The organism is Bradyrhizobium betae (genome assembly GCF_004123905.1).
In the GTDB taxonomy this organism is placed as follows: domain Bacteria; phylum Pseudomonadota; class Alphaproteobacteria; order Rhizobiales; family Xanthobacteraceae; genus Bradyrhizobium; species Bradyrhizobium betae_A.
The window spans coordinates 66723-90773 of record NZ_MZXW01000026.1; the positions used below are offsets into that span (position 1 = coordinate 66723).

24 protein-coding genes are annotated in these 24051 nt (G+C 64.5%); 19 read left to right on the plus strand and 5 right to left on the minus strand.

All coding sequences use genetic code 11. The features are described 5' to 3' along the window. Positions 1–17: 17 nt before the first annotated feature. The 12 genes from B5V03_RS23070 (at position 18) to B5V03_RS23125 (ending at position 12027) form a co-directional block, all read left to right on the plus strand. Positions 18–971, plus strand: coding sequence for an ABC transporter permease (locus B5V03_RS23070; RefSeq protein WP_129272687.1), 954 nt, complete (start codon positions 18–20; stop codon positions 969–971). A 2-nt stretch (positions 972–973) separates the two neighbouring features. Next, on the plus strand, positions 974–1876 hold the full coding sequence (locus B5V03_RS23075; protein ID WP_129272688.1) for an ABC transporter permease: 903 nt from the start codon (positions 974–976) through the stop codon (positions 1874–1876). A 2-nt stretch (positions 1877–1878) separates the two neighbouring features. Beyond that, positions 1879–2940 carry an ABC transporter ATP-binding protein gene (locus B5V03_RS23080; protein WP_164988220.1) on the plus strand — a complete coding sequence of 354 codons (1062 nt, stop codon included), beginning with the start codon at positions 1879–1881 and terminating at the stop codon, positions 2938–2940. After that, the gene (locus B5V03_RS23085) at positions 2937–3134 is read left to right on the plus strand and encodes a hypothetical protein (protein ID WP_129272689.1); all 198 of its coding nucleotides are present in this window, start codon (positions 2937–2939) and stop codon (positions 3132–3134) included. The genes B5V03_RS23080 and B5V03_RS23085 overlap by 4 nt, the downstream gene beginning before the upstream one ends. Next, the gene (locus tag B5V03_RS23090; protein ID WP_129272690.1) at positions 3131–4546 is read left to right on the plus strand and encodes an amidase; all 1416 of its coding nucleotides are present in this window, start codon (positions 3131–3133) and stop codon (positions 4544–4546) included. Before B5V03_RS23085 ends, B5V03_RS23090 begins: the two co-directional genes overlap by 4 nt. Next, positions 4543–5520 carry an ABC transporter ATP-binding protein gene (locus tag B5V03_RS23095; protein WP_129272691.1) on the plus strand — a complete coding sequence of 326 codons (978 nt, stop codon included), beginning with the start codon at positions 4543–4545 and terminating at the stop codon, positions 5518–5520. The genes B5V03_RS23090 and B5V03_RS23095 overlap by 4 nt, the downstream gene beginning before the upstream one ends. Before the next feature lie 95 nt (positions 5521–5615). Further along, entirely contained in the window at positions 5616–5885 is a 270-nt protein-coding gene (locus B5V03_RS23100; RefSeq protein WP_129272692.1) for a GlsB/YeaQ/YmgE family stress response membrane protein, read from the plus strand. Between the two features lie 283 nt (positions 5886–6168). Next, a complete protein-coding gene (locus B5V03_RS23105; RefSeq protein ID WP_129272693.1) occupies positions 6169–7911 on the plus strand; it encodes a type I secretion system permease/ATPase in 1743 nt (580 codons plus the stop codon). Then, positions 7908–9242: an HlyD family type I secretion periplasmic adaptor subunit gene (locus tag B5V03_RS23110; RefSeq protein ID WP_129272694.1), complete on the plus strand. Its 1335-nt coding sequence runs from the start codon at positions 7908–7910 to the stop codon at positions 9240–9242. The genes B5V03_RS23105 and B5V03_RS23110 overlap by 4 nt, the downstream gene beginning before the upstream one ends. 169 nt (positions 9243–9411) lie before the next feature. After that, positions 9412–10881, plus strand: a complete 1470-nt coding sequence (locus B5V03_RS23115; RefSeq protein ID WP_129272695.1) for an AMP nucleosidase — start codon at positions 9412–9414, stop codon at positions 10879–10881. A 116-nt stretch (positions 10882–10997) separates the two neighbouring features. Beyond that, positions 10998–11615 (plus strand): tetratricopeptide repeat protein, encoded by a 618-nt coding sequence (locus tag B5V03_RS23120; RefSeq protein ID WP_129272696.1) that lies wholly within the window; start codon positions 10998–11000, stop codon positions 11613–11615. A gap of 136 nt (positions 11616–11751) precedes the next feature. Then, positions 11752–12027, plus strand: coding sequence for a DUF1488 family protein (locus B5V03_RS23125; RefSeq protein ID WP_164988223.1), 276 nt, complete (start codon positions 11752–11754; stop codon positions 12025–12027). 90 nt (positions 12028–12117) lie between these two features. Here the strand turns inward: B5V03_RS23125 and B5V03_RS23130 are convergent, their stop codons facing one another. After that, entirely contained in the window at positions 12118–12600 is a 483-nt protein-coding gene (locus tag B5V03_RS23130; RefSeq protein ID WP_129272698.1) for a CinA family protein, read from the minus strand. A gap of 140 nt (positions 12601–12740) precedes the next feature. Between B5V03_RS23130 and B5V03_RS23135 the strand changes: the two genes are divergently transcribed. Genes B5V03_RS23135 through B5V03_RS23145 form a run of 3 tightly spaced genes read left to right on the plus strand, consistent with a single transcriptional unit; the run spans position 12741 to position 15347 of the window. Then, positions 12741–13799, plus strand: coding sequence for an amidohydrolase family protein (locus B5V03_RS23135; RefSeq protein WP_129272699.1), 1059 nt, complete (start codon positions 12741–12743; stop codon positions 13797–13799). Between the two features lie 25 nt (positions 13800–13824). Then, entirely contained in the window at positions 13825–14934 is a 1110-nt protein-coding gene (locus B5V03_RS23140; RefSeq protein ID WP_129272700.1) for an amidohydrolase family protein, read from the plus strand. Further along, positions 14934–15347 carry a Rieske (2Fe-2S) protein gene (locus tag B5V03_RS23145; protein ID WP_129272701.1) on the plus strand — a complete coding sequence of 138 codons (414 nt, stop codon included), beginning with the start codon at positions 14934–14936 and terminating at the stop codon, positions 15345–15347. The genes B5V03_RS23140 and B5V03_RS23145 overlap by 1 nt, the downstream gene beginning before the upstream one ends. Positions 15348–15538: 191 nt before the next feature. Here B5V03_RS23145 and B5V03_RS23150 read toward each other — a convergent pair whose 3' ends face one another. Further along, positions 15539–16870, minus strand: coding sequence for an MFS transporter (locus tag B5V03_RS23150; protein WP_129272702.1), 1332 nt, complete (start codon positions 16868–16870; stop codon positions 15539–15541). A 141-nt stretch (positions 16871–17011) separates the two neighbouring features. Then, positions 17012–17911: a transcriptional regulator GcvA gene (locus B5V03_RS23155; protein WP_129272703.1), complete on the minus strand. Its 900-nt coding sequence runs from the start codon at positions 17909–17911 to the stop codon at positions 17012–17014. 110 nt (positions 17912–18021) lie between these two features. Between B5V03_RS23155 and B5V03_RS23160 the strand changes: the two genes are divergently transcribed. Continuing rightward, entirely contained in the window at positions 18022–18225 is a 204-nt protein-coding gene (locus tag B5V03_RS23160; protein ID WP_129272704.1) for a DUF1127 domain-containing protein, read from the plus strand. Between the two features lie 80 nt (positions 18226–18305). Next, a complete protein-coding gene (locus B5V03_RS23165) occupies positions 18306–18929 on the plus strand; it encodes a GNAT family N-acetyltransferase (protein WP_129272705.1) in 624 nt (207 codons plus the stop codon). 238 nt (positions 18930–19167) lie between these two features. Here B5V03_RS23165 and B5V03_RS23170 read toward each other — a convergent pair whose 3' ends face one another. Both B5V03_RS23170 and B5V03_RS23175 read right to left on the minus strand, forming a co-directional pair. Beyond that, on the minus strand, positions 19168–19998 hold the full coding sequence (locus B5V03_RS23170; protein ID WP_129272706.1) for an enoyl-CoA hydratase: 831 nt from the start codon (positions 19996–19998) through the stop codon (positions 19168–19170). Positions 19999–20118: 120 nt separating this feature from the next. Beyond that, entirely contained in the window at positions 20119–20820 is a 702-nt protein-coding gene (locus B5V03_RS23175; RefSeq protein WP_129272707.1) for an SDR family NAD(P)-dependent oxidoreductase, read from the minus strand. A 223-nt stretch (positions 20821–21043) separates the two neighbouring features. Here B5V03_RS23175 and B5V03_RS23180 point away from each other — a divergent pair, with 223 nt between their 5' ends. After that, on the plus strand, positions 21044–22828 hold the full coding sequence (locus B5V03_RS23180; protein ID WP_129272708.1) for an acyl-CoA dehydrogenase family protein: 1785 nt from the start codon (positions 21044–21046) through the stop codon (positions 22826–22828). Between the two features lie 44 nt (positions 22829–22872). Continuing rightward, positions 22873–23961, plus strand: a complete 1089-nt coding sequence (locus B5V03_RS23185; RefSeq protein ID WP_092035151.1) for a Zn-dependent alcohol dehydrogenase — start codon at positions 22873–22875, stop codon at positions 23959–23961. Positions 23962–24051 lie beyond the last annotated feature (90 nt).

The window sequence follows — 24051 nt, forward strand, 5'->3', positions numbered from 1 at the left end:
GAAGAAAAAGAAACAACGTGCTCGCCTATATCGCCAGACGCATCGTCTATGTCATTCCGATCGTCATCAGCGTGGCGCTGGTGTGCTTTCTGCTCGTGCACATCACGCCGGGCGATCCGCTCGTCGCGGTGCTCCCCGCAGATGCCTCGCAGGAGCTCGCCGCGCAGCTCCGTGCCGCCTATGGTTTTGATCGCCCGCTGCCGGTGCAGTTCGGGCTTTGGCTGCTGCGCGCACTGCATGGCGATCTCGGCAATTCCATCGCGACGGGGCGTCCCGTGCTTGCCGAGGTCATGCGCGCGGTCGGTAACACCGTCACGCTGGCGATTGCCGCGGCGATCATCGGCTTCACCATGGGCATTTTGCTCGGCCTGATCGCCGGCTACTTTCGCGAAACCTGGATCGACAAGGTCGCGACGTCCTTTGCGATCGCGGGCGTGTCCGTGCCGCATTACTGGCTCGGCATGGTGCTCGTCATCATCTTCTCGGTGCAGCTGAACTGGCTGCCGGCGGTCGGCGCCGGGCCCGGCGGATCCGCAGCCTGGGCATGGGACTGGGCGCATCTGCAATATCTCGTGCTGCCGGCGATCACGACGTCGGTGATCCCGATGGGCATCGTCACCCGCACCGTGCGCGCACTCACCGGCGATATTCTCTCGCAGGATTTCGTCGAGGCATTGCGCGCCAAAGGCCTGCACGAAACCGGCGTGTTCCGCCACGTCATCAAGAATGCCGCGCCCACCGCGCTTGCGGTGATGGGGCTTCAGCTCGGCTACATGCTCGGCGGCTCGATCCTGATCGAGACCGTGTTCTCCTGGCCCGGCTCGGGCTTCCTGCTCAACTCCGCAATCTTCCAGCGCGACCTGCCGCTATTGCAGGGCACGATCCTGATTCTGGCGCTGTTCTTCGTCTTCCTCAATCTGCTGGTCGACATCGCGCAAGCCGCGATCGACCCGCGCATCAAGCGGGGCTAGCGATGAGCGAGCTTCCGTTGTCTGTCACCGCCGACGCCGCGCTCCAGGCCGCGCCCGCCACCAAGGCGCGCGGCTATTGGGCGACCGTCGGCCGCCGCATCACGCGCGACAAGGTCAGCATGGCCTGCGCGCTGGTGCTGCTGTTGATCTTCCTGTCCGCGATCCTTGCACCCTGGCTCGGACTTGAGGATCCCTACAAGGGCTCGATGATCCGCCGCCTGCGCCACATCGGCACAGTCGGCTACCCGCTCGGCACCGACGAGCTCGGCCGCGACATGCTGGCGCGGCTGATCTATGGCGGCCGGCTGTCGCTGGTGATCGGCATTTTGCCTGTGATCCTCGCCTTCTGCATCGGCACCTCCCTCGGCCTCGTCGCCGGCTATGTCGGCGGCAAGCTGAACACCGCGATCATGCGTACGATCGACGTGTTCTACGCTTTCCCCTCCGTGCTGCTGGCGATCGCGATCTCCGGCGCACTCGGCGCCGGCATTCTCAACTCCATCGTCTCGTTGACAGTCGTGTTCGTCCCGCAAATCACCCGCGTCGCCGAAAGCGTCACCACCGGCGTGCGCAACATGGATTTCGTCGACGCCGCGCGCGCCTCGGGCGCGGGGCCGTTCACCATCATGCGCGTGCACATCCTCGGCAACGTGCTGGGCTCGATCTTCGTCTACGCCACCAGCCTGATCTCGGTCTCGATGATTTTGGCGGCCGGTCTCTCCTTCCTCGGCCTCGGCACCAAACCGCCGGAGCCGGAATGGGGCCTGATGTTGAACACGCTGCGCACCGCGATCTACGTCAACCCCTGGGTCGCAGCATTGCCGGGCGCGATGATCTTCGCGGTCTCGATCTGCTTCAATCTGCTCTCGGACGGCCTGCGTAGCGCTATGGACATCAGGAACTAGCCATGAGCGAGAGCAGCACATCCGTTGAAATGCTGGAGCCGATCGAGGACATCGGCGGCGTCGCGCAGCCGCTGCTCCAGGTCAATGGCCTGACAAAGCACTTCCCGGTTCGTGGCGGATTGTTCGCCGCAAAGCGCACCGTACGCGCCGTCGACAACGTCTCCTTTTCCATAGCCAAGGGCGAGACCGTCGGCATCGTCGGCGAATCCGGCTGCGGCAAGTCGACCACCGCGCGCTTGCTGATGCATCTGATGCCGCGCGACACCGGCGACATCATCTATGACGGCATGACCGTCGGGCAGTCCTTGTCGCTGCGTGAGCTGCGACGTGGCATGCAGATGGTGTTCCAGGATTCCTACGCCTCACTCAATCCGCGCCTCACCATCGAGGAATCGATCGCCTTCGGCCCGAAGGTGCACGGCATGGCCGATGGCACGGCGCGAGCGCTGGCGCGCGAGCTGCTCGGCAAGGTCGGCCTGGTCCCAGCAAATTTCGCCAACCGCTATCCGCACGAGATCTCCGGCGGCCAGCGCCAGCGCGTCAACATCGCGCGTGCGCTGGCGCTGTCGCCGCGGCTGGTGATCCTCGATGAAGCCGTCTCCGCACTCGACAAATCCGTCGAAGCGCAGGTGCTGAATCTCTTGGCCGACCTCAAGCGCGAGTTCGGCCTGACCTACCTCTTCATCAGCCACGACCTCAACGTCGTCCGCTACATCAGTGATCGCGTGCTGGTGATGTATCTCGGCGAGGTCGTCGAGCTCGGCCCGGTCGACCAGGTCTGGGACAGTCCCGCGCACCCCTACACGCGCGCGCTTCTGGCTGCGATGCCGTCCTCGGATCCTGATCGCCGCACCGAGAAGCCGCCGATCACGGGCGATCCGCCCAATCCGATCGACCCGCCGTCGGGCTGCCGCTTCCACACCCGTTGCGCGTTTGCGGAGCCGCTCTGCGCAAATGCAGCACCAAAGCTCACGGCCGTCGATAAGATAGGCCACGAGGCGGCGTGCTACATGGCTATACCGGGTTCAGGCCATAGCCGCGCGCCCACAGGGGAAACCGCATGACGAGACCGACACCGAAAGAGATCAAGCCGATGGCGCAAGTCGCCGGCGTTCCCGTGGATGACGAGATCGCCACGCGTATCTCCAACTCCATCGGACCTGCCTTCGAAGGCTTTTCAGCCATCGCCGGCACGCTCCCGTTCGACCTCGAGCCCGCGCTCTATCCGATCGCGCAGACGCTGAAGGTGTCGAAATGAGCACCGAGCCTGCATTGATGACGCTCACCGAGGTCGCACGTGCGATCGCGATGAAGCAGATGTCCTCGCATGAGGTGACGCGCGCGCTGCTGCATCGCATCGCGCAGTGGCAGCCGCATCTCAACGCCTTCATGTCGATTGAAGCGGAAGCCGCGCTGAACGCGGCCGATGCCGCCGACGCCGAGCTCGCCAAGGGCAATCTCCGCGGTCCCTTGCATGGCGTGCCGCTGGCGCACAAGGACATGTATTACGACGCCGGCCACGTCGCGACCTGCGGCTCGCTGATCCGCCGCGACTTCGTGCCGACCGTCACCTCCACCGCCTTGCAGCGCTTGAAGGACGCGGGCCAGGTCCGGCTCGGCACCCTGCATCTCGCCGAATTCGCCTACGGCCCGACCGGCCACAACGCCCATTACGGCCCGGTGCGCAATCCCTGGAACGTCGCGCATATCACCGGCGGTTCCTCGTCCGGCTCCGGCTCGTCGGTCGCCGCGCGACTTACCTTTGCCGCGCTCGGCTCGGACACCGGCGGCTCGATCCGCATGCCCGCACATTTCTGCGGCGTCACGGGACTGAAGACCACGGTCGGCCGCGTCAGCCGTGCCGGCGCGATGCCGCTGTCGCAATCGCTCGACACCGTCGGCCCGCTCGCGCGGACTGCGGAAGATTGTGCGCTGCTGCTGGCGCTGATGGCCGGTCTCGATCCCGCGGATTCGACCACCAGCCACGAGCCGCTCTCGGACTATGTCGGCGCGACCAAGGGCTCGCTGAAGGGCCTCAAGATCGGCGTGCCCGCATCCTTCTATGTCGACGACCTCGACGCCGAAGTCGCACGCGTGCTTGACGAGACCATCGCGGTGCTCAAGCGTGAGGGCGCCGACATCGTCACAGTCGAGCTGCCGGATCAGCGGCAATTGCAGGCGGCGAGCCAACTCGTGCTCGCGGCGGAAGCCGCCGCCTTTCACAAGCGCTGGATGATCGAGCGCCCGCAGGATTATGGTGCGCAGACGCTGATGAGGCTTCAAAACGGCCTCGCGGTTCCCGCCATCACCTATCTCGAGGCGATGCGCTGGCGCGGTCCGGCACTCGCCGCGCACAATGCGGCGGCCGCTGGCGTCGATGCGATCATCGCACCGGCTTCACCCGTGCCGGCGCCGACGATCGAGGAGAGCGACGTTGGCGGCGGACCGAACGCGCCGGCGATGGTGCAGCGGCTGACGCTGTTCACGCGTCCGGTGAATTTCCTCGGCCTGCCGTCGCTCACCATTCCCTCCGGCTTCACCAAGAGTGGCCTGCCGGTCGGGATGCAGCTGATCGGCCGCTCCTTCGATGAAGCGACCTTGCTCACCATCGGCGCCGCCTTCCAGCGCGTCACCGACTACCACGACCGGGTACCCAAACTTCCGTCATGACAAAGCTCGTCGACATCTCAGGCCTCAACATCCGCTTCACCGGCGAGCGCACGGTTTTTGCCGTGAACGATCTCAGTCTCTCTCTCGGTGACGGCGAGGTGCTGGGCCTGCTCGGCGAATCCGGTTCAGGCAAGAGCGTGACCCTGCGTGCGTTGATGCGGCTGCTGCCGAAGAAGCGCACGCAGATCTCGGGCAAGGTCAACGTGATGGGCCGCGACGTGCTCGCCATGAACGACGAGCAGCTGTCGTCGTTCCGCGGCCAGACCGTCTCGATGATCTTCCAGGAGCCCGCGCTCGCGCTCGATCCGGTCTACACCATCGGCGCGCAGATCGCCGAGAGCGTGGTGCGTCACGAAGGCAAGAGTTTTGCGGAGGGCAGGGCGAGGGCCCTCGAAATGCTCGAGGTCGTGCGCATTCCCTCGGCCAAGCGAAGGCTGGACGCCTATCCGCACGAGATGTCCGGCGGCATGCGCCAGCGCGCGATGATCGCGTTGGCGCTCGCCTGCCGGCCAAAGATACTGCTGGCGGACGAGCCGACCACCGCGCTCGATGCCACCGTGCAGATTCAGATATTGTTGCTGCTACGCGAGCTTCAGCGCGAGTTCGGCATGTCCGTCATCTTCGTTACCCACGATATCGGCGTTGCCATCGAGATCTGCGACCGCGTCGCGGTGATGTATGCCGGCCAGATCGTGGAGCAGGGCACCCTTCGCGACATCGTGCGTAGCCCGGTGCACCCCTACGCCAAGGGCCTGCTCGCCTCGACCATCCATGGCGCCAAGCGCGGGCAGCGCCTCGAAACCATCCCCGGCACGCCGCCGTCGCTCGCTGAGAAGCCGCACAACTGCTCCTTCGCCCCCCGCTGCGCCGTGGCCCAGTCGCGCTGCGTCGAGCAACTGCCAGCGAACGTGGAGGTCGGCCCGGGCCGGGCGGCGCGGTGCGTGCTGGCGGAGCCGGTCACCGCGCTGTCATAAATTCAAACCGCAACCGTGGACGGGAACAGCATTCAGACCCCATTCATCCCGGTTCCCGTTCCATGGCCCCCGTTCATGGAGAGGGACTTCAACTTATGTACATTTCTGGCCAAAGCCTCATCGTTATCCTGTTCGTCGGCCTGGTTGCCGGCTGGCTCGCCGGCAAGGTGGTGCGCGGCAGCGGGTTCGGCATCATCGGCGACATCGTGATCGGCATTGCCGGTGCGTTCGTCGCCAGCTTCCTGTTCCCGAAGCTCGGCATTCACATCGGCGCCGGGCTGGTCCCGGAGATCATCTTTTCCGCGATCGGCGCCATCATCCTGCTTCTGGTGGTCCGCCTGGTGCGTGGTGGAGGCCGGCTCTAGCAGCCGCCCGGTTCGTCGATCGGAACCTTTCGCCTCTCCCCAAGGCTGGCCAAGGCTGGACCAAGGCTGGGGAGAGGCCGCGATGTCTGCTATAAAAAGCCGCAAAGACTGTGAAATACCGGACTTGCGTGCGGGGCCGTCAGGGGGTGATGTGGCCCATCGGGACCTGGATGAATTCGGCTGCGCTGGTCGCAGAGGGAATACGGTGTTAATCCGGGTCGAGTACCCCTGAGCGGCCTATGAAATCAGGGGCTTTGCCCCTTACCCGAAAGAGATCAGACTGATGGCAGCCGTACCTGGCGTCCGCCGTTCAGAGCTCGGTGACGCCTTGCGCGCTTGTCGCACGGGGTTCGTCGGCGTCGGCTTGATGAGCTGCATGATCAACCTGCTCTATCTGACCGGGTCGATCTTCATGCTGGAGGTCTACGACCGGGTGCTGCCGAGCCGCAGCGTTCCGACCCTGGTCGGCCTGATCGTCCTCGCCAGCTTCCTGTATGCGGCGCAGGGCGTGCTCGACATGATCCGCAACCGGATCCTGGGGCGGATCGGCACGGCGCTCGATGAATCCCTCAACAAGCGCGTGTTCGACACCATCGTGCGCCTGCCGCTGCTGGTCGGCAGCCGCAACGAGGGCCTGCAGCCGCTGCGCGATCTCGACAATGTCCGCTCCTTCCTTGGCGGCATGGGCCCGAGCGCGTTCTTCGACCTGCCCTGGCTGCCGCTTTACCTGGCCATCTGCTTCGCCTTCCACGTCATGATCGGCGTCACCGCACTGGTCGGCGCCATCATTCTGGTCGGGTTGACGCTGGTCACCGAATTCATGTCCCGCCAGCCGGCGAAGGAGGCGATGGGCCTTGCCGCCCAGCGCAACGACATCGCCCAGTCCAGCCGTCGCAACGCCGAAGTCATGGTGTCGATGGGCATGACCGGCCGGATGAACGGGCGCTGGAGCGAGGCCAACGAAAAATATCTCGACGGCAACCAGCGTGCGAGCGACGTCGCGGGCGGTCTCGGCGCGGTGGCAAAAGTGCTGCGCATGATGCTGCAATCGGCCGTGCTCGCGGTCGGCGCCTATCTCGTCATCCACCAGGAGGCGACCGCCGGCATCATCATCGCCGGCTCGATCCTCTCCGCGCGTGCGCTGGCGCCGGTCGATCTCGCCATCGCGCACTGGAAGTCCTTCGTCGCGGCCCGCCAGAGCTGGCAGCGCCTCACCCGCCTTTTGGAGCAGATGCCGGCGCAGACGATGCCGACCCAGTTGCAGGCGCCCACCAGCCGCCTCTCGGTCGAAGGCGTTGCCATGGTGCCGCCGGGCGACCAGCGCCTGATCGTCCAGGACGTCACCTTCGCGCTCGAAGCCGGCAACGCCCTCGGCGTGATCGGGCCGAGCGGCTCCGGCAAATCCTCGCTGATCCGTGCGCTGGTCGGCGTCTGGCATCCGGTGCGCGGCAAGGTGCGGCTCGACGGCGCGGCGCTCGACCAATGGGCCTCCGACATGCTCGGCCGCCACATCGGCTATCTGCCGCAGGACGTCGAGCTGTTCGGGGGCACCATCGCGCAGAACATCGGCCGTTTTGACCCCGAGGCGACGTCTGACGGCATCATCTCTGCGGCCAAGGAAGCCGGCGTGCACGAGATGATCATCAAGATGCGTGAGGGCTACAACACGCAAGTCGGTGAGCAGGGCACCTCGCTCTCGGCAGGCCAGGCCCAGCGCGTGGCGCTGGCGCGGGCGCTCTACGGCAATCCGTTCCTGATCGTGCTCGACGAGCCCAATTCCAATCTCGACACCGAAGGCGACGAGGCGCTGACCCGCGCCATCCGCGCCGCCCGCGACCGTGGTGCCATCGTCATCGTGGTGGCGCACCGGCCCATCGGCGTCGAGGCGGTCGATCAGATCCTGGTGCTGCGCGATGGTCGCATGCAGGCCTTCGGCCCGAAGGAGCAGGTGCTCGCCCAGGTGCTCCAGCCGCGCGCGACCCCGCCGGCGCCGATCAAGATCGTCAGCGAAGGCGGAAAGTCATGAGCACGATGGCGATCGGCGGCGGGAAGCCTGCCGCAAAGAAGACCGTGCGGGACTCGATCCGTTTTCACCTGATGCTCGGGCTCGGTATTACCCTGGTCCTGGTCGTCGGTCTCGGCGGCTGGGCATCGACCGTGCAGATCTCGGGCGCGCTGATCGCGCCGGGCCAGATCGTGGTCGAATCCAACGTCAAGAAGGTGCAGCATCCGACCGGCGGCGTGGTCGGCGAGCTGCGTGCCCACGACGGCGACGTGGTCAAGGCCGGCGACATCGTGGTGCGGCTCGATGACACCGTCACCAAGGCGAACCTCGCCATCGTCACCAAGAATCTCGATGCGGCTCAGGCGCGCACGGCGCGGCTTCAGGCCGAGCAGCGGGGTGTCGACAAGGTCGAGTTCCCGCAATCGCTGCTGGATCGCGGCAACGATCCCGATGTCAAGAACCTGCTCTCCGCCGAAACCAAGCTGTTCGACGTCCGTGTCAACGGCCGCGCCGGCCAGAAGGCGCAGCTTCGCGAGCGCGTCCAGCAGCTCAACGAGGAGATCGAGGGTCTGTCCGCGCAGGAGAGAGCCAAGGACAAGGAAATCGCGCTGGTGCAGCAGGAGCTCGTCGGTGTCCGCGATCTCTACGACAAGCACTTGGTGCAGCTCTCGCGTCTGACCACGCTCGAGCGCGACAATGCCCGCCTCAACGGTGAACGCGCGCAATACATCGCCTCGCGGGCGCAGGCCAAGGGCAAGATCACCGAGACCGAGCTTCAGATCATCCAGGTCGACAAGGACATGGTCAGCGAGGTCTCCAAGGATCTGCGTGAGACCAACGACAAGATCGGCGAGATGATCGAGCGCAAGGTCGCCGCCGAGGATCAGCTCCGCCGCGTCGACATCCGCGCGCCGCAGGACGGCATGGTGCTGCAATCGACCGTGCATACGGTCGGCGGCGTCGTCACCGCAGGCGATGCGCTGATGCTGATCGTGCCGCAGGCCGACGACCTCCAGGTCGAGGCCAAGGTCAATCCGGTCGATATCGACAAGCTCCAGATCGGCCAGAAGACGCTGCTGCGTCTCTCCGCCTTCAACCAGCGGACCACGCCCGAGCTCAACGGCCTCGTCACCCGCGTCTCGCCCGACGTCACCACCGACCAGCGCACCGGCCAGAGCTATTACACCATCCGCGTCTCGATGCCGGCGGAGGAGGTCGCCCGCCTCGGCGATTCCAAGCTGATCCCCGGCATGCCGGCGGAAGCCTTCGTCCAGACCGGCGACCGCACCATGCTGTCCTACCTGATGAAGCCGCTGCACGACCAGCTGATGCGGGCGTTCCGGGAGAAGTGACGCGCGCCTCAGCTTCGGTCTCGTAGGGCGGGCAAAGGCGCGAAGCGCCGTGCCCGCCATTCTTCGGGTGCAATCACGATGGTGGGCACGCTTTCGCTTTGCCGACTCTACGACTTCTCCTTCTTTGCTATAGTTCGACTCGAAGCCTCAGCAACCCGGCGGTCGAACCATGCAATCCCCACCCTCCATCGCCACCAAATCCTTCGCCGACGCGTCCCTCGCCGTCGCCCGCCTCGAAGAGATCTACGAGCGCAACACAAAGTTCCTGCGCGACCGGTTCGAGGCTTACGTTAACGGCGAGGCGATCACGACGCGGGTGCGGGCCTACTACCCCTTCGTCCGCCTCACCACAGCGACGCACGCACGGCTGGATTCGCGTCTCGCGTACGGCTTCGTCGCCGGCCCCGGCGTGCACGAGACCAGCGTGACGCGGCCGGATCTGTTTCGCGCGTACCTGACCGAGCAGATCGGGTTGTTGATCCAGAACCACGGCGTGCCCGTGGAGATCGGTGAATCCGCCGAGCCGATCCCGATCCACTTCGCCTATCGCCGCGACATCAACATCGAGGCCGCCATCACCACCAGCGAGAACTCGTCCATCACGCGATCGCTGCGCGATGCATTCGACGTGCCTGATCTCGCCACGATGGACGATTCGATTGCTGACGGCACATTCGAGCTTCAGCCCGGCGCGCCAGAGCCGTTGTCGCTGTTTCGGGCCGCCCGTGTCGATTACTCGCTGCGCCGGCTCTACCACTACACCGGCACCGACCCCGAGCATTTCCAGAATTTCGTGATCTTCACCAACTACCAGTTCTATGTTGATGCATTCGCGCAAGCCTGCCAGCAACGTCTCCAGTCCGGCGAGGCCGGCCTCGACGCCTTTGTCGCGCCCGGAAACGTCATCATGCGGACCGGCGGCGCCGCGACCGGAGACGCACCCCCGCGCATGCCGCAGATGCCGGCCTTCCACCTGGTCGCATCAGGCTATCGCGGCATCACCCTGATCAACATCGGCACTGGCCCGTCGAACGCGCGCAACGTCACCGACCACGTCGCCGTGCTGCGCCCGCATGCCTGGCTGATGCTCGGCCATTGCGCGGGCTTGCGCAACACGCAGCGGCTCGGCGACTACGTGTTGGCGCATGGCTATGTGCGCGAGGACCACGTGCTCGACCGCGAGCTGCCGCTCTGGGTGCCGATCCCGGCGCTGGCGGAGATGCAGGTCGCGCTCGAACAGGCGGTCGAGGACGTCACCGGCCTCGAAGGTTTCGAGCTCAAGCGCCTGATGCGCACCGGCACCGTCGCCAGCGTCGACAATCGCAACTGGGAGATCTCCGGGCCCGAGGTGATTCGCCGGATGTCGCAATCGCGCGCGGTCGCGCTCGACATGGAATCGGCAGCGATCGCCGCCAACGGCTATCGCTTCCGCGTCCCCTACGGCACGCTGCTCTGCGTCTCCGACAAGCCGCTGCATGGCGAGATCAAGCTCGCCGGCATGGCCAGCGAATTCTACCGCCGCCGCGTCGGCCAGCATCTCGAGATCGGGTTGAAGGCGCTGGAGCGGCTGAAGCAGCAGGAATCCGAGCGGCTGCATTCGCGAAAGCTGCGCAGCTTTGCCGAGGTCGCGTTTCAATAAGGACAACAGACCTGTCGCACGAACGCTGACGTCTCCGCACGGCGTCCTGGAATATCGCTGCCGAGGCAGGGTTATCAAATCGTCCGGGGCCGCTTGAAACAGGACAGGAGACAGACATGATCACAGCGATGATCAGGCTCGTCATGCTCGGTACATTTGCGGCAGCTTTGTTGAGCTCGCCGGCATTTGCCGCGGGGGGAGGCGGGGGTGGCGGAGGAGGCGGTGGCGGCATCAGCTCCACCGATCCCTATGCCGGGGCCTATGCGGATCAGAAGCCGCAGCCAACCTATCCGAAGCGCCCGGGCACGCGGGCAACCCATAAGGGCAAGAAGCCGAACAACCAGTCCAGCATCGATGATCCCGCTTTCGCGGCCGGCTACCGCGTTGCCTATGACACCATCTACGAGCGCAACGACTATACGGCCGCGATCGCGCAATTGAAGTCGCTCGGCCATGACGACCATCCGAACGTCGCCAACCTCATCGGCTACTCCTATCGCAAGCTCGGCGACTACGAGCAGTCGCAGGTCTGGTACGAACGCGCATTGCGGGCTGATCCGAACCACGTGCTGACGTGGCAATATTATGGACTGTGGCAGCTCGAGCGAGGCAATCGCGAGCAAGCGCTCTATCACCTCGGTCGAATTGCCTCCATCTGCGGGACGGATTGCGAGGAATATCGATCCCTGGCCGCGGCACTGGATAGGCCCACCGGCACGGCGCTCGCCTACTGAAGCTGGACGCGGGCCGGCTGACGGTTGTGCGTTGACGATGAGCATCGTATGAGGCGTGATGTTCGCTGGCGCGGATGGTGACAAGGCGCCAGATTTTCAGCATTGTCCCGTTCGGGGGCGCGAACGGGACAATTTGATGCCGCTGACGCGCGACAAGATCATTGGCCATGACCTCGAACGTCTGGCCTTTCGCTTCACCATGCTGAACGATGGTGACGTCGTGGACTGTCAGATCAGCGACGCCGCGATGGACGAGCTCGCGGGCATGCAAGGCACGGAGAGCAGCGCGCGCCAGGCGCAGTTTCTGTCCCTGCGCGAAACCATCGAGCGGATTGCGTCGGATATTTATGATGAGGCGCCGCGGTTCAGGGGATATGTGGTGCGGATTTTCATGCGGCATTTGGAGCGGTGATGTTGATCGTTGCCGCGAGCACAAATCTCTCACCGTCAACCCCGCACAACGGCGACGGATCGGATAGCGTGGCGGCTACGCTTGAGAAAATCACCCCTCGAGCTTCCTCAACAACAACTTCAGCGCCGTCGCCGCGAACACCTGCATATTGCCAAACCGGTCGCCGCTTGCCGTCTCCAGCGTCATCACGTCGGCCACGGGCCCCGCGACCGCCATGCAGCTATGGCCGGCGGCGTCGCCGTAGCGGTTGCCGGTCGGGCCGGCGGCGCCGGTCTCGGACAGGCCCCAGTCGGAGTTGAAGCGGCTGCGCATCTGCTCGGCGAGCAGTTTTGCGTAAGGCTCCGAGGAGGAACGAAAGCCCTTCATTCCTTCGTCCGAAATATCCATCAGGACGCGCCGGGCATCGCGGGTGTAGACCACCGCGCTACCGAGGAAATAGGCGGAGGCGCCGGGCACCGCGAGCAGGCTGGCCGCGATCAGGCCGCCGGTGGAGGATTCCGCCACAGCAATGGTCTGTTTGCGCGCGATCAGTTGCGCCGCGACCTGTTCCGCAATGCCGACGAGCTCTTTCATCCCAAAACCCCTTATTCCTTCGCAACTGAGCTCAGCCTTTCTAGCATATGACAGAAGCCTTGGCCGAGTTGCGGGCGACGGGCAGGCCTGCTTGAATGGCGGAAAGACAAGACAAAACGAGGAAACGTGAAGGAGACGTGATGGCGTCCCTGATCGCCGGTGGGGTCGATTGCGACGTGCATCCGGCCGTGCCGCATCTGACCAGCCTGCTGCCGTACCTGAGCGACTATTGGCGCGATCAGGTGACGACGCGCGGTATGGTCGATCTCGTCTCGCAATCCTATCCGCGGAACTCGCCGATCGTGGCGCGGCCCGACTGGCGGCCTGAGACAGGCAAACCAGGCGAAAGCCTCGAGGACATGCAGCGCCATGTGCTCGATCCCTTCCAGCTCTCATACGCCATCTGCAATCCGCTTTACGGCGTGCAGATGGTGTTTTCGGAAGATTTGCAGGCCGCCTTCTGCCGTGCGCTGAATGACTGGCTCGTGAAGGAATGGCTCGATCGGGATCCGCGCTTGCGCGGCTCGATCGTGATCCCGACGCAAAGCATCGACAAAGCCGTCGCCGAGATCGAGCGCTGTGCGCAGGACAGGCGCTTCGTCCAGGTGCTGATGCTGGTCATGGGCGATACGCCGCTCGGCAAGCGCGCGCTGTGGCCGATCTATGAAGCGGCGGAACGGCTGAACCTTCCGATCGGTATCCACGCCGGTTCCGCCTATCACAATCCGCCGACCGCGGTGGGCTGGGGTTCCTATCACATCGAGGATTATGTCGGTCAGGCCCAGGCGTTCCAGACCCAGCTCACCAGCCTGATCGTCGAGGGCGTTTTCGTAAAATATCCGCGGCTGAAAATGGTGATGCTGGAATCCGGCGTCTCCTGGATCTCGCCTTTTCTCTGGCGGCTTCACAAGTTCTGGCGCGGGGTGCGGATGGAGACGCCCTGGGTCGATCGCGCATCTCTCGAAATTGTGCGCAGCAACATCCGCTTCTCATTACAGCCATTTGATGCACCGCCGGAGCCTGAGACATTAATTCGCCTGTTTGATCATATGCAGTCCGACGAATTGGTCCTATTCTCCACGGACTATCCGCACTGGCAGTTCGATGGCCAGGACGCGCTGCCCGAGGGTCTGTCCCCCGATCTCGTGCGCAAGATCATGATCGACAATCCGCATGCAACCTACCCCCGCCTGATGTGAGCCCGCTGCCAAAGGAGGCAAGGCGATGAATATTCAGTTCCGCGAAGGCCTAGAGGCCGCTTCCCCCCCGACGACGAAAACCGCGATCGCGGACTGTGACATCCATCCGGCGCGCGCCACGCGCACCGAGCTTTATCCGTATCTCGCCAAACGCTGGCAGCATCATCTCGAGATCTACGGCGTCCATGCCTATCAGGGCATGATGGAAGGCCCGCCCTATCCAAAAGCCCAGCCCAACGCCTCGCGCCGCGACGCCTATCCGCCGGAAGGCGGCCCGCAGGGCTCCTCACTCTCCTTCATGCAGAAGCAGTTGCTCGATCCCAACAATGTGCAGCTGGGCGTGCTCAATCCGCTCAACACCGGGCAGGGCATCCGCAATCACGAACTCTCGGCTGCGCTGTGTTCCGCAATCAACGACTGGCAGATCGACAAATGGACCAGCAAGGATAAGCGGCTGAAGGCGTCGATCGTCGTCGGCAACGAGGACGGCCTGTCGGCCGCTGCCGAAATCCGTGAGCGTGCCGGCGACAAGAACTTTGTGCAGGTGCTGCTGCTCAGCCGCAATGTCGAACCGCTCGGCCAGCGCCGCTACTGGCCGATCTATCAGGCCGCGGAAGAGGCCGGCCTTCCCGTTGGCGTCCACGCCTTCGGCTTCGGCGGCAATCCGATCACGCCGTCGGGCTGGCCGTCCTATTACATCGAGGAGATGGTGGGACATTCGCAGTGCCAGCAATCGGCACTGGCAAGCCTCGTGCTCGAAGGCGTGTTCGAGCGCTTCCCGAAGCTGAAGATGGTGATGATCGAGGCCGGTTTTGGTTGGGCGCCGTCGCTGGCATGGCGGCTCGACAAGGTGTGGCAGCGGCTCCGCAGCGAGGTGCCGCATGTGAAACGGCCGCCTTCTGAATATATCCGCGAGCAGGTGTGGTGGACGACGCAGCCGATGGAGGATCCGGAGCGGCGCGAGGATCTGTTCGACGTCATCAAATGGATCGGCTGGGACCGCCTGCTGTTCGCGACCGACTATCCGCATTGGGACTATGACGAGCCGTCGCGCGTGCTGCCGGCGGGCGTCAGCGAGGACAATCGCGAGGCGTTCTATCTCGGCAATGCGCGCGCGCTCTATGGAATAGCTTGATGGCGCGTCATGTGATCGCGCCGGTCGATGAGCTTCCGCCCGGTACCAGAAAATTTCTGGAGATCGACGGACGGCCGATCGCGGTCTTCAACATCAAGGGCGAATATTTTGGTTTGATGAACCGCTGCCCGCATCAGGGCGCAGCACTGTGCGAGGGCCCGCTGATCGGGCTGGCGCAATCGAGCGACCCCGGCGAGATCGAATACACCAAACTCGGCGAGATCATCCGCTGCCCCTGGCACGGCTGGGAATTCGACATCCGCACCGGCCAGTCCTATTGCGACCCCCGCCGCTTCCGCGTGAAGGCGTATGCCGCTCACGTCGAGCCGGGCGCGAGCGTGGTGAAGGGGCCGTATGTTGCCGAGACTGTTACGGTGAAGGTCGAGAGCGATTACGTGGTGGTGGAGTTGTAGGTCTCGCCACGGGGCAGGTGCGCTCCCTCGCCCCGTTCTTACGGGGAGAGGGTTGGGGTGAGGGGCCTCTATCCACACGTGAGATCGTCGTGGACCTGTACCCCCTCAGCCGGAATTCAAGCTGCGCTCGAATTCCGACCTCTCCCCGCAGGCGGGGAGAGGTTAAGGAAGAGCGCGCCCCGAGATAACCCTCAGTGCCCCGCCACCGGCTCGGCCGCCGCATCATACGTCGCCACCGCTTGGCGTCCCCCGCGATACACCACCGAGGCCGCGATGATACCGAGGACGGCCGCGAGCATCAGCCAATAGCCGGGCGAGGCCTTGTCGCCGGTGTGTTCGATCAGCAGGGTCGAAGCAAACGGCGTGAAGGTGCCGAACAGGGCAGCGGCGAGCGCGAAGGCGAGCGAGAAGCAGGTGGTGCGGACATGCGCCGGCACGATCTCGACGAGAGCACCGAGCATGGTGCCGCTGTACATGCCGAAATAGAACGAGAACATCATCTCGACCGCGAGCAGCTTGCCGAAGGTCGGTGCCGCCACCAGCCAGTGCAGCGCCGGATAGGCCGTGACGAGCGCGAGGCAGGCGATGGTGAGCAGCACCGGCTTGCGGCCGATGCGGTCGGACAGCGCGCCGCCGACCGGGTTCCAGAAGAAGTTGGTCACGGCGACGAGCAGGGTCACGAGCAACGCATCCTGCGTCGACAGTTTCAGCACGGTCTTGCCGAAGGTCGGGGTGTAGACGGTGACGAAGTAGAACGTCGTCGTGGTCAGGACCGCGATCATCATGCCGAGGATGACGATGCGCCAGTTGGCGAGCGCGGAGGCGAACACTTCGTTCGCGGTCGGATGCTTCTTCATGGCGAGAAAGGCCGGCGTCTCCTCGAGCGTCCGTCGCAGCATGAAGATCAGCGGGATGATTAGGCAGCCGACAAAGAAGGGAATGCGCCAGCCCCAGGCGGCCACCGTGTCGGCCGGCATCACCTCGGACAGGATGTAGCCGAGGATAGAGGCCACGAAGATCGCGACCTGCTGGCTCGACGACTGGAACGAGGTGTAGAAGCCGCGATTGCCGGGCGTCGAGATCTCGGCGAGATACACCGACACGCCGCCGAGTTCGACTCCGGCGGAGAAGCCCTGCAGCAGCCGGCCGATTAGTACGATGATCGGCGCTGCGATGCCGATGCTCGCGTAGGTCGGACAGAACGCGATCACCACGGTGCCGGCGGCCATGATGGCCAGCGTAACGATCAGGCCCTGGCGGCGGCCGATGCGGTCGATATACGCGCCGAGCACGATGGCGCCGACGGGGCGCATTAATGCGCCGAGCCAGAACACGCCAAAGGTGTTGAGCAGCGACGCCGTTTCGTTGGTGGAGGGGAAGAACGCCTTGCCGATGGCGGCGGCGTAGAATCCAAACAGGAAGAAGTCGAACTGCTCGAGGAAATTGCCTGATGTGGCGCGCAGGATCGCGCCGATGCGCGACTTGATCTCGGGCGGATTGGTTGAAGCTGCAGGTCCAGCCATGACGTTTCTCCCCTAAAGACACGGCCGGACCGGAACTCACTTCACGGCAAGGCGACAGATTGATGCTGCGACAATCTGTCTACCCCTTCCCGCGCGAGGCGCTGCGAGTCAATCGAATTTGCCGGGGAAGTTGATGATTTTTCAGGCCTTATTTTGCGTTGCAGCGATCATCCATTCGCGGAACGCGGCCAGCTTGGGCGCCTCGCGGCGGCCCTGCGGCGAGACCAGGTAGAAGCCGGCATCGGCCGGCAGCGCGATCTTGAAGGGAACCACGAGCCGGCCCTTGGCGATGTCGTCCTGCACGTAGGAGGTCCGGCCCATCGCCACGCCGATGCCGTCGATCGCGGCCTGGATGGTCATGAAGATCATGTCGAAGGTGATGCCGGGTTGTCGCGCGATGTCGGCCGGCAGGCCCGCCGCCGTCAGCCACAGCCGCCAGTCGTCACTGTTGGCGTTGGAGGTGTGCAGCAGCGGGTAGCCCTTGAGATCCTCCGGCTGGCGCAGCGGCTTGTCGCCGCGCAGCAGGGATGGGCTGCACACCGGAAACAGCTCGTCCGCCATCAGCCAGTCGGCGCGCAGGCCCGGCCACTGACCGCGGCCGTAGCGGATGGCGGCATCGACATCGTCGCGCTGGAAGTCGACGAGGCTGGTCGAGGTGGTGATGCGGACGTCGATGCCGGGATGCTGTTCCTGGAAATCGGTCAGCCGCGGCAGCAGCCATTTTGCCGCGAGCGAGGCCAGCGTCGACACCGTCAGCACCTTATCGTCGTCCTTGCGCAGCAGGCGATCGGTGGCCAGCCGCAGATCGTTGAAGGCGGCCCGGATGCCCGGGAGGTAGTCGCGCGCCTCTGCCGTCAGCGCCAGTGCGCGGTTCTGCCGGATGAACAGGCGAATGCCGAGCTCCTCCTCGAGCCGGCGGATCTGATGGCTGATCGCGGTCTGGGTCACGTTCAGCTCGGCGGCCGCCAGCGTGAAGCTGAGATGGCGCGCGGCGGCCTCAAAGGCCCGCAAACCGTTCAGGGAGGGCAATCTGGCAGTCATTTGGCAGCATGATGCATGAGTTTATATCATGCGAATTGGTACAAATTGTCGTTTGTCGCAGCGCACCCGGAAGCAGATATTAGCAGTGAACTTAGCTCCAGGAGCTGAAAATGTCTAGTTTGACCCACAATTCGATGACAAATCATCATGCACCCGGCCTGATCCAGCAGATCGGCGAGACCCTTCACGTCTGGCACGAGCGCTATCGGACCCGCCGTGAACTGACCAACTGGACGGCCCGCGATCTTCATGACGTCGGCCTGTCCTGGACCGACATCGCCTACGAGGCCGACAAACCCTTCTGGCGGGCCTGATTGGCCGCCAGGCCGGCGCCGCCTGACTGTTGGGGGCGCCGGCGGTCCCTTTTTATATAGGGTTATATAGGGCTCGTGTCATGAGCACTCTCCGACTGGAAGATTTGAAGCAATATTCCGATGAGCTGCGCACCCGGCAGGGCGAGCCGCTCAACGTGCGCTTCATCGAGCCGCGCGACACCGAGGAGCTTCAGCACTACTTCCGCTCGCTCACGACCCGCTCCCGCTACAACCGCTTCTTCGGCGCGATCAGCGAATTGCCAAAAGGCCTGCTCAGCGAATTCCTCGATGTCGGCGCGCGCGAGCGTTTCACCGTGGTTGCGACCAAGATGGTCGATGGTTTTGAGACGATCGTCGCCGAGGCGCGCTACGCCTTCCATGCCGAGACGTCGACGCTCGAGTTTGGCTTGTCGGTCGACGACCGTTGGCAGGGCCACGGCATCGCCACCGCGCTGATGAAGAATCTCGAATGCCGTGCGGCCGCGCTGGGCGCCGAGCACATATTCGGCGATACGCTGCGCTCCAACGAAGCCATGATCTCGCTTGCGCGCAAATCCGGCTTCGCCTTCGTCAATCATCCCGACGACTGGAAGCTGGTGCGCTTCGACAAGGAGATCAACGTCGCGCCAAAGGACATTCCCTGCGCGAGCTGGCGTCTCGCAGCCCTTTCCCGTCAGGCCGAAAGCCCCTCAGCCTCGGTCTGACACCACTGCAAGCCCGGCCTGGCGTAGCCAGAGCCGGGCATTTTTTTGCCCATGCAAAACCCGTCATCCTGAGGTGCTCCGCATGGGACGCAGCGCGTCCCATGGGGAGCCTCGAAGGATGAACGGCCCCGCCGTTCCCTCGCATTCGGTTCGCAGCCACAGCCGGGCCGTCGCCCTTCGAGGGCCGCTGAAGAAGCGGCCACCTCAGGGTGACGGGTCAAGGATTTTCGAGTGCCGTTTATTTCCCCGTGAATACTGCCTTGCGCTTCTCGATGAACGCCTGCACCGCTTCCTTGTGGTCGGCGGTCGTGGTGAGGCGGATCAGGCGCTCGGCCTCGTGGTCCCGGGCGGTTTCGAAGTCGAACAGCAGGGCCTCGTCGAGATTGTCCTTCATGTAGCGTAGCGCGAGCCGCGGGCCTTCGGCGAGCGACTTTGCCAAAGCGAAGGCCTCGGCCTGCAATTTGTCATCGGGCACGACGCGGTTGACGAGGCCGATCGCCTCGGCACGTGCGGCATCGACGCGATCGCCGGTGAACAGCAGCTCGCGCGCCCGCGCGGTGCCGACCAAACGGGTGAGCAGCCAGGCGATGCCGTAATCGCCGCTGAGCGCGATGCGGGCATAGCCGGTGGCGACGAAGGCCGATTGTGCGGCAATGCGGATATCGCAGGCCATGGCGATGGCGAGCCCGGCGCCGGCCGCGGGGCCGGGCAGGGCGGCGATGGTCGGCTTGCGCACCGACACCAAGGCTCCCGTGAGCAGCCGCTGCCGCTCCTGGAGATCGGCGACCCTGTCATCAAAGGACATTTCGAGCTTCTTCGGGTCGCGATGCGCGCCCATGCCCTTGACGTTGCCGCCGGCGCAGAACGCTTCGCCCGCGCCGGTGAGCAGCAGCGCGCCGACGTCGGGGTTCTCGCCGCAACTGCGGATCATCGTGCGCAGCGCCGGCGTCAGCGTATCCGACAGCGAATTGCGTGCCTCCGGCCGGTTCAGCGTGATGACAGCGACGCGGTCGCGGATGACGCAGAGCAGTTCATTGGTGCCGGTGTCGATGGTGGCTTCCGTGGTCATATCGCCTCTCCTTCGTCATTGCGAGGAGCGAAGCGACGAAGCAATCCAGTCTGCTTCCGCGGAGACATCTCTGGATTGCTTCGCTTCGCTCGCAATGACGGTTGTTGTGAATTTATTGCCTCAAAACTTCTCCACCCAGGGCCGCAGCTCCAGCTCCCAGCTCCAGGCGCTGCGCGGCTGCTGCAACACGTTCCAATAGCTCTCGGCGATCGCATCGGGATCGAGCATCGATTCCGGCTTGTCGGTGGCTTCCGTCCGCGCCGCGCTCTTGATGCCGCCGTCGATGACGAAATGCGCGATGTGGATCCCCTGCGGTGACAGCTCACGCGCCAGGCTCTGGGCGAGGCCGCGCAGCGCGAACTTGCCCATCGCGAACGAGGCCGACTGCGCATAGCCCTTGACGCTCGCGGAGGCGCCGGTGAACAGGATCGCGCCGTGCTTGTTCGGCAGCATGCGCCTGGTCGCCTGCTGCGCCACCAGGAAGCCGCCATAAGCGCTGACCGCAATGGCATTCGCGACGTCGGCCGGGACCAGATCCACGAACGGCCCGCGCGTGCGGCCGCTGGCGTTGTAGACGACGAGATCAGGCGTGCCGATCTCGCGCTCGACCAGGCCAAACAGCCGCTCGACCTCCTCAGGCTCGGTGGCATTGCAAGCATAGGCCTTCGCGCTGGTCTCGCCACAGAGCGCGCCCAGCTTCTCGATTTTTCGCGCGGCCAGTGCGACGCGGATGCCCTGCGCGGACAGCAGCCGTGCCAGCGAGGCGCTCAGGCCTTCGCCGGCGCCGACGATGAGGGCGATCTTGTACTTTGGATGTTCCATGACGTGATCTCTCGGAGACGGGGAGCCGTTGATCTATGCATGGTTCGCGCTGACGGCCAGCCGTGCCAATCACAATTCCGCAGAGCGAATTGCTCCTTCACGGCGATCATGCCTCCCTGACTATTTGCGGCTTTATCCGTAGTCTCCACTGGAGCATGATCGACATCATCCAAAGCGGCAAGCGCAAAAGAATTGCCGTCGGGCGGAAACGAAGAGGACGATCATGCACAAGCCGGTCACAGCGCAGCCCAAAAATACCGCGGCGGCACCATCCGGCCTGCTGGCGCCAGATACCACTGGCATGAATTTCTACCGCGCCGATCAGGCGCTGACGGATCTGTTGCGCATTCATCTGCCGGAGAATTTGTTCCGTCACATCGAGCCGCACCTCGATCGCCTCGGCGAACTCGCCGGCGGCAGGCTCGACGAGTGCGCGCGGCTTGCCGACCGTCACACGCCGGTGCTGCACCAGCGCGACAAGTTCGGCCGCGACGTACAGTGGGTCGAATATCACCCGGCCTATCGCGAGCTGGAGAACGCCGCTTTCGGCGAGTTCGGCATCCACGCGCTGTCGATCCGCAAGGGCATCATGGGCTGGCCGGACAAATATCCTGTTGTCGCCAAGCACGCCTTCACCTTCCTGTTCAACCAGACCGAATTCGGCATGGGCTGCCCGATCAATGTCACCGATGGCTGCGCAAAGCTCTTGGCGAATTTCGGCAGCGAGGCGCTGAAGGCGAAATATCTTGACGGCCTGACCCAGACCGACATGAGCAAGCTGACGCAGGGCGGCCAGTTCATGACCGAGAAGGAGGGCGGCTCCGACGTCGGCACGCTGACGACGACGGCGGTGCAGGAGGGCGACCATTGGCGCCTCCATGGCGAAAAATGGTTCTGCTCGAATGCCGATGCGAAAGTGGTGATGCTGCTGGCGCGGCCTGAAGGCGCCGGCCCCGGCACGCGCGGCGTCGGCCTGTTTCTGATGCCACGTTTCCTCGACGACGGCTCGCAGAACCACTACCGGATCGTGCGTCTGAAGGACAAGCTCGGCACCCGCTCGATGGCCTCGGGCGAGATCAAGCTCGAAGGCGCGATCGCCTATGCGGTCGGCAAGCTCGACCGCGGTTTTGTGCAGATGGCCGAGATGGTGAATTCGTCGCGGCTCTCCAACGGCGTCAAATCCACTGCGCTGATGCGACGCGCCTATCATGATGCAATGACGGTTGCGACCAATCGCGTCGTGTTCGGTCAGCGCATCATCGACCTGCCCCTTGGCCGGCGGCAGATGCTGAAAATCATGCTGCCGGTCGAGCAGGCGCTGTCGATGAGTTTTCTCACCGCCGACGCACTCGACCGTGCCGAGGCCGGCAGCCAGGATGCCGCGGCATTGCTGCGCATCCTGACGCCGACGCTGAAATTCCGTGCCACGCGCGACGCGCGAAAGGTCTGCGGCGATGCGCTCGAGATGCGCGGCGGCATCGGCTATATCGAGGAGTTCGCCACGCCGCGCCTGCTGCGCGATGCGCATCTCGGCTCGGTCTGGGAAGGCACCGGCAACATTGTCGCCATTGATGCACTGAGGCGCGCGGTTGGGCGCCACGGCGCCGAATCCGCACTCGCCGCCGATCTGCATGCGCGGCTCGACGATAGTGCGTCGGTGCCGCAGGCCTGGCGGGACAATCTGCGCAGCCTCGTCGATCGCGCCGTCGGCTTCGCGCGCGAAGTCGCAGGCAAGGCCGAGAATGAGGCCGATGCGCGGCGCGCGACGAGCCTGCTCTATCATGTCGCAAGCGCGGTCGCGCTCGCCTGGGAGGCGCACCGCATCCACGACATGCGCGGCGATGCGCGACGGCTGCTGCTGTCGCGCCTCGTCATCGACCATCGCGTGGCGCCAAGCGATCCGTTCCGGCTGACGGAAAATGCCGTGCAGCAAAAGATCGCAGCACTGCTGCTCGGCGATCGCGTGGCGTCCATGAGCGAGGTTGGCGAACTGGTTCTGGCAGCGTAGGCTGTGCGCCACGATCAAACAAAAAACGCGATAGGGAGCACTCGATGAAGGCCGCCGTCCTCCATGAAGTCAACAAGCCGCTGGTCATCGAGGATGTCAGCCTGCCGAAGCCCGGCCCGCGCGAGGTGCTGATCCGCACCTCGGTCGCCGGCCTCTGCCACTCCGACCTCCACTTCATGGAAGGTCTTTATCCGCATCCGCTGCCGGCGGTGCTAGGGCACGAGTCCGCCGGCGTGGTCGAGCAGGTCGGCTCCGACGTCACCTATGTGAAGCCGGGCGATCACGTCGTCACGTGTCTCTCCGTGTTCTGCGGCACCTGCGACAATTGCACCACGGGCCGCACCGTGCTCTGCACCGATACGACCGTAAAACTGCTGCCGGGCGCCTCCAACCGGATGCAATGGTCGCGCTCCGAGAAGCTGCACCAGTTCCTCAATCTCTCGTCCTTCGCCGAGCAGATGCTGGTGCACGAGAATGCGATCGTCAAAATCCGCAAGGAGATGCCGCTCGATCTCGCCGCGCTGATCGGCTGCGGCGTCATCACCGGTTATGGCGCGGTCGTGAACACGGCGAAGGTGACGGCGGGGGAGACCGTGGCGGTGATCGGCTGCGGCGGTGTCGGCATGGCCGCGATCAACGGCGCGCAGATTGCGGGTGCCGGCCGCATCATCGCCATCGACACCAACCCGGCAAAGCTCCAGCTCGCGACCAAGCTGGGCGCCACGGACATCATCAATCCCGCCGACGGCGACGTGGTGAAGCAGGTCCGCGACCTCACCAATGGCGGCGTCCATCATTCCTTCGAGGTGCTCGGCCGCAAGGAAACCGCCGAGCAGGCCTTTGGTATGCTGGCGTCGGGCGGCACGGCCACCATCGTCGGCATGATTCCGTTCGGCCAGAAGATCGAGCTACACGGTTTTGACTTTTTGCGCGAGCGACGGATACAGGGTTCGTCGATGGGCTCGAACCATTTTCGTGTCGACATGCCGCGGCTGGTCGATTTCTATCTGCGCGGCCGATTGCACCTGGAAGACTGGATCTCGGCCAAGCTGAAACTGTCGGAGATCAACGAGGGCTTTGCCAACATGAAAGCCGGCAAGACGCTGCGCAGCGTGATCATGTTTGATAGCTGACACAACACAGGTGTCAGCTCGGCCTTGACCGGGCGATCCAGGACTCCGCGGCGGGAGTGTGTGCACCACCTACGGCCGCGGAGTACTGGA

What these genes read in the sequence shown, in the direction of transcription:
- B5V03_RS23085 (WP_129272689.1), top strand. Translation starts at nt 2,937, where the DNA reads ATGACGAGACCGACACCGAAAGAGATCAAGCCGATGGCGCAAGTCGCC.
- B5V03_RS23125 (WP_164988223.1), top strand. Translation starts at nt 11,752, where the DNA reads ATGCCGCTGACGCGCGACAAGATCATTGGCCATGACCTCGAACGTCTG.
- B5V03_RS23120 (WP_129272696.1), top strand. Translation starts at nt 10,998, where the DNA reads ATGATCACAGCGATGATCAGGCTCGTCATGCTCGGTACATTTGCGGCA.
- B5V03_RS23165 (WP_129272705.1), top strand. Translation starts at nt 18,306, where the DNA reads ATGAGCACTCTCCGACTGGAAGATTTGAAGCAATATTCCGATGAGCTG.
- B5V03_RS23080 (WP_164988220.1), top strand. Translation starts at nt 1,879, where the DNA reads ATGAGCGAGAGCAGCACATCCGTTGAAATGCTGGAGCCGATCGAGGAC.
- B5V03_RS23145 (WP_129272701.1), top strand. Translation starts at nt 14,934, where the DNA reads ATGGCGCGTCATGTGATCGCGCCGGTCGATGAGCTTCCGCCCGGTACC.
- B5V03_RS23185 (WP_092035151.1), top strand. Translation starts at nt 22,873, where the DNA reads ATGAAGGCCGCCGTCCTCCATGAAGTCAACAAGCCGCTGGTCATCGAG.
- B5V03_RS23115 (WP_129272695.1), top strand. Translation starts at nt 9,412, where the DNA reads ATGCAATCCCCACCCTCCATCGCCACCAAATCCTTCGCCGACGCGTCC.
- B5V03_RS23100 (WP_129272692.1), top strand. Translation starts at nt 5,616, where the DNA reads ATGTACATTTCTGGCCAAAGCCTCATCGTTATCCTGTTCGTCGGCCTG.
- B5V03_RS23175 (WP_129272707.1), bottom strand. Translation starts at nt 20,820, where the DNA reads ATGGAACATCCAAAGTACAAGATCGCCCTCATCGTCGGCGCCGGCGAA.
- B5V03_RS23170 (WP_129272706.1), bottom strand. Translation starts at nt 19,998, where the DNA reads ATGACCACGGAAGCCACCATCGACACCGGCACCAATGAACTGCTCTGC.
- B5V03_RS23075 (WP_129272688.1), top strand. Translation starts at nt 974, where the DNA reads ATGAGCGAGCTTCCGTTGTCTGTCACCGCCGACGCCGCGCTCCAGGCC.
- B5V03_RS23135 (WP_129272699.1), top strand. Translation starts at nt 12,741, where the DNA reads ATGGCGTCCCTGATCGCCGGTGGGGTCGATTGCGACGTGCATCCGGCC.
- B5V03_RS23180 (WP_129272708.1), top strand. Translation starts at nt 21,044, where the DNA reads ATGCACAAGCCGGTCACAGCGCAGCCCAAAAATACCGCGGCGGCACCA.
- B5V03_RS23130 (WP_129272698.1), bottom strand. Translation starts at nt 12,600, where the DNA reads ATGAAAGAGCTCGTCGGCATTGCGGAACAGGTCGCGGCGCAACTGATC.
- B5V03_RS23110 (WP_129272694.1), top strand. Translation starts at nt 7,908, where the DNA reads ATGAGCACGATGGCGATCGGCGGCGGGAAGCCTGCCGCAAAGAAGACC.
- B5V03_RS23095 (WP_129272691.1), top strand. Translation starts at nt 4,543, where the DNA reads ATGACAAAGCTCGTCGACATCTCAGGCCTCAACATCCGCTTCACCGGC.
- B5V03_RS23155 (WP_129272703.1), bottom strand. Translation starts at nt 17,911, where the DNA reads ATGACTGCCAGATTGCCCTCCCTGAACGGTTTGCGGGCCTTTGAGGCC.
- B5V03_RS23140 (WP_129272700.1), top strand. Translation starts at nt 13,825, where the DNA reads ATGAATATTCAGTTCCGCGAAGGCCTAGAGGCCGCTTCCCCCCCGACG.
- B5V03_RS23160 (WP_129272704.1), top strand. Translation starts at nt 18,022, where the DNA reads ATGTCTAGTTTGACCCACAATTCGATGACAAATCATCATGCACCCGGC.
- B5V03_RS23105 (WP_129272693.1), top strand. Translation starts at nt 6,169, where the DNA reads ATGGCAGCCGTACCTGGCGTCCGCCGTTCAGAGCTCGGTGACGCCTTG.
- B5V03_RS23150 (WP_129272702.1), bottom strand. Translation starts at nt 16,870, where the DNA reads ATGGCTGGACCTGCAGCTTCAACCAATCCGCCCGAGATCAAGTCGCGC.
- B5V03_RS23090 (WP_129272690.1), top strand. Translation starts at nt 3,131, where the DNA reads ATGAGCACCGAGCCTGCATTGATGACGCTCACCGAGGTCGCACGTGCG.